The following is a 7,405-nucleotide window of genomic DNA, read 5'->3' as shown; positions in this document are numbered from 1 at the left end:
CAGCACCCAGGGCTTGCTGTCCGTCAGGCGGCCATTGGCGCTGGACTCCGATGTCCAGGCCTCGCAGACGGTCGAGCTTTCGCCCCCCGGCCCCTGCCAGCTGAAGTTCAGCGGCGTGCGCAGATTGGCGGGCAAAGGCTCGAACAAGGCCAGCCGCTCGGCGCCGCGCTCGTAGCGCACGCGCTGGCCGCTCAGCGAGAACTCGCCCTTGCGTCCCCAGGCCGGCTTGCCGAAGCTCTCCTCCGCGACGCCCGCCACCGACGGCGCCTGAGCCATGTGCGCGTCACGCCCGTCACGCCCGCGTGCCTCACGCCCGTCGCGCACCGCGGCACAGCCCGCGAGCAGCAAGGCCAGCAGAGTCGGAACGGAAACGCTCAAAAGGCGATGGCGCATGGGCTGGGACTTCGGTCGTGGCAAGGCCTCGACTCTAGAGCCGGGTGAGCCCGACAGCTGTTACCCGGCGTTGCTTCCGTTAATCACCCTGCCGACTGTCGGCCGGCATTGCAGCTGACCGCCCCGCCCCTGCCGCCGGTCGCAGCCCGTGCCGCCGCCACGCATCTCCTCGGCCACACTCCGGCGGATGCGTTACATCACCCCACCGCGCCTGGCGCTCGCCGCCCTCGCCGGCCTCGCCGAAATCCTGCATCTTGGCTGGGAGGCCCTTCATGGCGGCATCGTCAGCCACCATCTGCTGCAGCGTCCCGATCTGCCGGGCCTGTCCAACGCCTGGGGCTTGCTGCTGTTGCCGGCCCTGGCCGCCTGGGCGGCTGGTCGATTGCCGCGCCGCCCGGCAACGATGCAGGACTGGGCGCCAATCGCGCTGGGTTTCGCGCTGCCCCTGCTAACCGGCGCAGCACTGTCGCTGGCCTTCAGCCTCCAGCTCCAGGCGCTGACCGAGGCGATCTTCTTCGGCATGCTGCTGCTTGCGGTACTGCTGCCGGCCCATCGCCCGGAAAGCCTCTTCGGCTTCGCGCTCGGCATGAGCTGGACGTTTGGCGCCGTGCTGCCAACGCTGGTCGGCGGCATCATCGCCGGCCTGTCTTGGCTGGTGCGCGGCACGGCCCGCTGGGCCTGGCATGCCGTGAGGCCGGCATGATCAGCGTGAGCTCGCGCGAACTGCGCATCTCCGGGCTTTGCTACCTCGCCATCATTGCGCTCGGGCTGTGGAGCGAAGCCTTCGTGCGCGGCAGCCTCGTCGTTGCCGGCGATGCCGCCGCGACGGCCGAGCGCATCGCCGCCCACCCGCAGTTGTGGCGCCTGGGCCTGGGCGCAGACCTGTTGATGCAGGTGCTGGACCTACCGATCATCGTCATGATGTGGCGGCTGCTGCGGCCCGTGAACGAGCCGCTGGCACTGACTGCGGCTGGCCTGAACCTCGTGCAGACGGCCATGCTCGTCGCCAACCGCGTGCAGTTGCTCGCGGCGCTGGACCTGCTGACCGGCCCCGCCATGGGCACCGCCTTCCCGCCAGCCCAGCGCGAGGCGCTGGCGATGCTGGCGGTTCAGTTGCACGGCCAGGGCTTTGCCATCGGCTTGGTGTTCTTCGGCTTCTCCTGCGTCATCTGCGGTGCGCTGATCGCTCACAGCGGCGTGCTGCCACGCGTGCTGGGCTGGCTGCTCGCACTCGCGGGCCTGGCCTATCTGCTCAACAGCTTCGCGCTGCTGCTGGCGCCGGCGTTCGCCAGGCTGCTGTTCCCGGCCGTCATGCTGCCGGTCCTGGTGGGCGAGCTGGCGTTTGCGCTGTGGCTGACCGCGGGCAAACACCGACTTGTGAAGGTCACGGCCAACCCCACGTCCAGCGCATCCACACTGCCCTCACCCCCATGAGCGATCCCGCGATCCCCACCCTTTACGACTGGCTGGGCAGCCTGCCCGCGCTGCAACGGCTGACCGAGCGCTTCTACCAGCGCGTGAAGGACGATGCATTGCTCGCGCCCGTCTTTGCCCACATGAACGGCGAGCATCCGGCTCATGTGGCCGCCTTCCTCGCCGAGGTGCTGGGCGGGCCGGCCACCTATTCCGCCGAGCATGGCGGCCATCCGCACATGGTGCGCCAGCATCTCGACCGCCATCTGAGCCAGGAACAGCGCCGCGCCTGGGTCGCACTGCTGCTGGACACGGCCGATCAGCTTGGCATGCCCGATGACCCCGAGTTCCGCTCCGCGCTGGTGGGCTACCTTGAATGGGGCTCGCGTCTGGCCGTTCTCAATTCGCAACCTGGCGTGACGGTGGACGCCGACGCGACCATGCCCAAATGGGGTTGGGGCGAGGTCAAGGGGCCGTATCAGGGCTGATGCGCAAGCACCCCATCGCGTGCTGAAATCGTGCCACTTCAGGAGCTCGCATGAAACGCGTGATCGGCATCGGCGGCATCTTCTTCAAATCGCCCGACCCCAAGGCCCTGGCCGAGTGGTACGGCAAGCACCTCGGCCTGCCCGTCGAGGCCTGGGGCGGCGTCACCTTTCCCTGGGCCACGGCCGACAACCCGGGTGGCGCGGGTGGCACCAACTGGTGCCCCTTCAAGGCCGACACCGGCTACTTTGCGCCGAGCGCAGCGGCTTTCATGATCAATTTCCGCGTCGCCGACCTGCACGGCCTGCTCGCGGCCCTGCGCGTGGAAGGCTGCAACGTCGTCGGCGACCCGCAGGACTCGGAGTACGGCAAGTTCGGCTGGGTCATGGACCCCGACGGCAACAAGGTCGAGCTCTGGGAGCCGCCAGCCGGGCAATGAGCCCGCTGGTCGCTACTGGTTGATCGGCGGCGCCGACGGCGCGGGCTCGGACGCGGCCTCATCGACGCGCGGCGGGGCCGGTGGCAGGCCGATGCGCGCGATTGCCATGTCGCCGGCGAATTCCGAGTAGAACCAGTTGCCGTCCTGCTGCACCAGGCCCTCGTCCGGCGGTGCCAGCTGGGTGCTGGGTTGGCCCTTCAAGGCCACGGCCATGGTCGCGACCCAGACGGGCAGGGCCAGGCCGCCGCCGGTTTCGCGCTCACCCAGGGACTTGGGCTGGGGATAGCCGATCCAGACGGCACCGGCCCGCGTAGCCTGGAAACCGCAGAACCAGGCGTCGACAGCGTCATTGGTCGTGCCGGTCTTGCCATAGAGGTCCCAGCGGCCGAGCAGGCTGCTGGCCCGCGCGCCGGTGCCTTCGCGCGCGACGGCGGCGAGCAGTTGCGAGGTCATGAAGGCATTGCGCGGGCTGACAGCCGTCCTCATCTTTGGCGGCTCGGCCTTCCACAGCACGGCGCCTTGCGCGTCCTGCACGCGGTCGATGAGCCAGGCCGTCGGCAGCTGGCCGGCGTTGGCGAAGGCGGCGTAACCCTGGGCCATCTGCAGCGGCGTCACGGAGCCGGTGCCCAGGGCGATGGTCAGGTTCAGCGGCTGCTTGTCCTCGTCCAGGCCGAAGCGCGCAGCCCAGGCGCGGGCGCGCTGCGGACCCAGGGCCTGCACCAGGTGGATGGTGACCATGTTCTTGGAGCGGGCCAGGCCCTGGCGCAGCGTCAGCGCCTCCTCGTACTGGCCGTCGTAATTGCGCGGTGACCAGTCGCCGACCTCGACGGGCTGGTCGCTGACCAGGGTACCGGCCCAGGCCCCCTGGTCGATGATGGCCGAGTAGATGAAAGGCTTGAAGGCCGAGCCCGGCTGGCGCCAGGCCTGGGTGGCGGAGTTGAACTGGTTGCGGGCGAAGTCGAAGCCGCCCACCAGGGCGCGGATGGCGCCGGTGGCCGGGTCCAGCGTGACGACGGCGCCTTCGGCCTGCGGTGTCTGGCTGAGCTGCCACTGCTTGCCGGACTCCATCACCCGCAGCACGGCACCGCGCTTGAGGCTCTGCAGCGGGCGTAGCGCCTGGCCCTTCAAGCTGATCTTCTCGCCGTCGGCCATCACCAGCTCGGCCGCGCTCTTGTCGACCTTGAGCAGCACGGCGGTGCGCAGCTCGCCGAGGTCGGGGTGGGCGTCGAAGGCGGTCTCCAGGGCCTCGTCGAAGTCTTCGCCTTCAGGCAGCTCGACGGTCGCCTCGGGGCCGCGGAACGGCTGGCGGCGCTCCAGCTCGAACAGCGCATGGCGCAGCGCCTCTTGTGCAGCCGCCTGCTCGGCATAGCGCAGTGTCGTGTAGACGGTGAGGCCACGCGTGTAGGCCTCCTCGCCAAAGCGCGTCACCATCTCGGCACGCACCTGCTCGGCGGCGTGGTCGGCGACGCCGGAGAGGCGCTTGGGCCGGCGCACGTCCAGCGGCTTCTCGCGAGCGGCGTCGGCCTGGGCCTGCGTGATCTGGCCCACGGCGACGAGCCGTCCCAGCACGACAGCCTSGCGACGCTTGGTGCGCTCAGGGTAGAGAACCGGGTTGAGGCGGTTGGGGTCCTTGGGCAGGCCGACGAGGACGGCAATCTCGCCGGTGTTGAGCTTGTCCAGCGGCTTGCCGAAATAGCGCTCGGCCGCGGCGCCAAAGCCATAGGCCTTGTTGCCCAGCGAGATCTGGTTCATGTAGATCTCGAGGATCTGATCCTTGCTCAGGTTTCTCTCGATCTTGATGGCCAGCAGTCCCTCCTGGGCCTTGCGCGCAAAGGTCTGCCGGTTGCTCAGGAAGATGTTGCGGGCCAGCTGCTGCGTGATGGTGGACGCGCCCTGCAGCCGCGTCGGGTGCAGGATGTTGTGCAGCATGGCGCGGCCGATGCCGCTGTAGTCGATGCCGGAGTGCACGTAGAAGTCGCTGTCTTCGACGGCCAGCAGCGCGTCCTGCAGGGCTTTTGGGATGTCCTTCAGCGGCACGAAGCGCCGCCGCTCGGCGCCGAACTCGCCCAGCAGCTGGCCGTCCTCGCTGAGCACGCGCAGCGGCTGGTGGGGCTGGTAGTCGGTCAGCGCATCAAGGGCCGGCAGCTGCGCCCAGATCAGCGCCGCCACGATGGCACCCAGCAGCAGGATCGCCAACGGCACGCCCACGAGGGCGGCGAGCCAGGGGCGTTGGAGAAGGAACTTCAGCATGGCGCGCATCCTAGGGGGTGGCCACCTGGCTCTGGCGCGGGCTGCAAGCTGTTACTTGGCCGCCGCGATGGCACGCTGCAGGTGCTCGCGCTGCTCGCAACCGGCCGGGCAGAGCTTCTCCAGCACGGCCAGGCGCTCATGCGCCTTGGGCAGCTCGCCCTTCATCACATAGAGCTCGCCCAGGTATTCGTTGGCGCCGCGGTGGTTGGGGTCGATGCGCAGTGCCTGCAGGTACTGGGCCTCGGCCTCGGTGAACTGCGGCGTGGCCTGCTTGCGCAGCGTATAGCCCATCAGGTTGTGCCAGTCGGCATTGCCGGCCTGGGGCTCGGTGCGCAACGCGGCCAGGGCGCCTGCCCAGTCCTTGGCCGCGATGAGGCGGCGTGGCGTGGCCAGTGGATCGGCCGCGGCAGGCTTGATCTCCGGCGGTGGGCTCATGTCGGCGGCCCAGGCGGAGCTGGCCAGCAGCAAGGCGGTCAGGACGAAGCGGCGCATGGGCGTCTCCCGAAGTGATGCCGATTGGCAGGGCCGCCAGCTTAGCGCCCTCCGCTGCCACGACGGGGGCTGTCAGAAGTCATGGCGGCCTTGCGCCGTTCAAGCAGCTTGGAGGGCGAACAACTCGGCCGCGTTGCGCCAGGCGATGCGCTGAGCCACCTCAGACGGCAACTGCCCGAGCCAGCCGCGGTACTCGGCGAACAGGCCCTCGTAGTGCTGCAGACGCTGGGGGACCCAGGTGTCGGAGCCGATCAGGAAGCGCCCCGGGTGCTGTGTCATCAGTGCGCGCCAGTCTTCGCCAAGCTTGCCGTCAAACGTGATGCCCGGCCGGTAGGACAGCTCGCCGCGCAGACCCGCGTGCTTGGCTAGCAGCTCCTTCACGCGCGGCAAGGGCTCGCCGGAAATGCCGGTGTGGGCCCAGATCAGCGACGTGCCGGGCGCGTGGCCAAGCAGCTTGTCGACCGCCACATCGTCCACGTGAGCCAGCACGGTCAGGCCGCGCTCGCGCGCCAGCTTCATCAGTGCGATGGCGGTCGGCCCATCGGCATTGGCGCTGTCGTAGAGATGGAACTCACCCAGGCCGCGGAAGGGCCCGGCCGGGCTGCCGAGCTTCAGCAGTTCCAGCACCATCAGCCGAATGCTGTCGTCGGCGAACCAGCCGGTGTAGTCGGCCCGGTCGCGGTACAGGCGGATGAAGGGCACCCATTGCGGCCCCGGCTCAGAGACGAGACGCAGCGTGCCGTCGTTTGGCCTGCTGTTGACCAGCGCACCCCGCACGCCGGCACGGGCCATGCGCGCCAGCACGTCGGCCGGTGGATGCGGCGCCTGGGCGTCGTCGTTGTAGTGCAGATGAGCATCGAACAGCGGGCCGGCATAGGCCTGCGCCCATGCGGGAACCGGCAGGCCGGCCAGCAGCAATGCCCGGCGTCTGAGCATCAGACGGCTCGCTCGGCGGCAGCGATGAGGCGGCTGATGCGCGAGACGGACAGGCCGAGCTGGCCCGCCAGATCCGTCATCGCGACGCCGCCCTCGGCATGGGCCAGCCACAGCGCCTGCTCGCGGATGCCACCGGCGCGCTTCAGCCACTCGCCAAAGCCCGTGCGGGCCACGCGACGGGGCGCAACGGCGGCGGCCCGCATGCGCGCGGCGAAGTCAGCGTCGCCGAGGAAGATCTGTTCACGCAGACGCCCGGGCCACAGCTGCAAGCCGGGCTCGGAGGCGACCAGGCGGGCATAGCGTTCGCCGGCCAGGCGATGCTGGGCCGGCGTCGTCGCCGGGCGCCCCAGCAAATGGCTGTGCAGGCCATCGACGTCCAGCCATTCGGGCGCGGCTTCCATGGCAGCCAGGGCGCGGAAGCTCGAGCCGGCCCAATCCGCCGCGCCACGCGCCAGGCGCAGGCGCACCGGGTTGAGGTCGACATAGCGGCAGGCATCCAGCAGATGGCGCTCGCGGTCGACCAGCACGGCATGGAAACGCCCCTGGAACAGCGAGCCGCTGAAGCCGTGGCGGCGCTGGTGATGCTGGGTGTAGACGCCGTTCACATGCCGCATCAGCTGCGACAGATTGGCGCGGCGCGTGAACAACAGCAGGTGGTAGTGGTCGGGCAGCAGGGCGTAGGCCAGGGCCTGGGCGTCGAAACGGTGCAGGGCCTGGGCCAGCAAGGCACGCATTTCGGCACGATCGGCTTCGTCGACAAAAGCCTGCTGCCCGCTCTCGAACGGGCAGTGGGCGCCGATCAGATAGACGGCGCCAGCGATCTCGAGTCGAGCAGGCCTTGCCATGCGCCACCTTAAGTCTCGCCGCCCGGAATGGCAAGATGGCGGCCTGCCGGTCTCCTCATTCGTCCGGCACGCCCCATGAAGACCCATCAAATCGAAATCCAGAAGTTCAAGGCCGCGTCCGCCAACCAGCACGGCCAGATCATGTTCAAGG

The 7,405-nt window shown here is 69.4% G+C and carries 9 protein-coding genes; 4 read left to right on the top strand and 5 right to left on the bottom strand.

Annotated features, from left to right (window positions below):
* Nucleotides 1-393: hypothetical protein (locus tag AC1DU6_RS14705; RefSeq protein ID WP_477857948.1), on the bottom strand; the 393-nt coding region annotated here is incomplete at its 3' end.
* A gap of 187 nt (nucleotides 394-580) precedes the next feature.
* Here AC1DU6_RS14705 and AC1DU6_RS14700 point away from each other — a divergent pair.
* From AC1DU6_RS14700 to AC1DU6_RS14685, 4 genes are read left to right on the top strand one after another with little or no spacing between them, the layout of a single operon-like run.
* Nucleotides 581-1,096 (top strand): hypothetical protein, encoded by a 516-nt coding sequence (locus AC1DU6_RS14700; protein ID WP_457442986.1) that lies wholly within the window; start codon nucleotides 581-583, stop codon nucleotides 1,094-1,096.
* Nucleotides 1,093-1,827 (top strand): DUF4386 domain-containing protein, encoded by a 735-nt coding sequence (locus tag AC1DU6_RS14695; protein ID WP_457325818.1) that lies wholly within the window; start codon nucleotides 1,093-1,095, stop codon nucleotides 1,825-1,827. Before AC1DU6_RS14700 ends, AC1DU6_RS14695 begins: the two co-directional genes overlap by 4 nt.
* Nucleotides 1,824-2,294: a group II truncated hemoglobin gene (locus tag AC1DU6_RS14690; protein WP_477857946.1), complete on the top strand. Its 471-nt coding sequence runs from the start codon at nucleotides 1,824-1,826 to the stop codon at nucleotides 2,292-2,294. The genes AC1DU6_RS14695 and AC1DU6_RS14690 overlap by 4 nt, the downstream gene beginning before the upstream one ends.
* Before the next feature lie 50 nt (nucleotides 2,295-2,344).
* Complete coding sequence (locus AC1DU6_RS14685) at nucleotides 2,345-2,731, top strand: VOC family protein (RefSeq protein WP_457324629.1); 387 nt, start codon at nucleotides 2,345-2,347, stop codon at nucleotides 2,729-2,731.
* A gap of 12 nt (nucleotides 2,732-2,743) precedes the next feature.
* On the opposite strand, the gene AC1DU6_RS14680 is transcribed toward AC1DU6_RS14685, so the two are convergent.
* The 4 genes from AC1DU6_RS14680 to AC1DU6_RS14665 form a co-directional block, all read right to left on the bottom strand.
* The gene (locus tag AC1DU6_RS14680; protein ID WP_477857944.1) at nucleotides 2,744-4,981 is read right to left on the bottom strand and encodes a penicillin-binding protein 1A; all 2,238 of its coding nucleotides are present in this window, start codon (nucleotides 4,979-4,981) and stop codon (nucleotides 2,744-2,746) included.
* A 51-nt stretch (nucleotides 4,982-5,032) separates the two neighbouring features.
* Nucleotides 5,033-5,473, bottom strand: coding sequence for a tetratricopeptide repeat protein (locus AC1DU6_RS14675; protein ID WP_457324631.1), 441 nt, complete (start codon nucleotides 5,471-5,473; stop codon nucleotides 5,033-5,035).
* Nucleotides 5,474-5,572: 99 nt separating this feature from the next.
* Entirely contained in the window at nucleotides 5,573-6,409 is an 837-nt protein-coding gene (locus tag AC1DU6_RS14670; protein WP_457324632.1) for an amidohydrolase family protein, read from the bottom strand.
* On the bottom strand, nucleotides 6,409-7,254 hold the full coding sequence (locus AC1DU6_RS14665; protein WP_457324633.1) for a transposase: 846 nt from the start codon (nucleotides 7,252-7,254) through the stop codon (nucleotides 6,409-6,411). The genes AC1DU6_RS14670 and AC1DU6_RS14665 overlap by 1 nt, the downstream gene beginning before the upstream one ends.
* Between the last annotated feature and the right edge of the window lie 151 nt (nucleotides 7,255-7,405).

Source organism: Roseateles sp. P5_B10 (assembly GCF_056400485.1).
The sequence above is the reverse complement of the archived record's forward strand: the minus strand, read 5'-3'. Positions and strand labels throughout refer to the sequence as shown.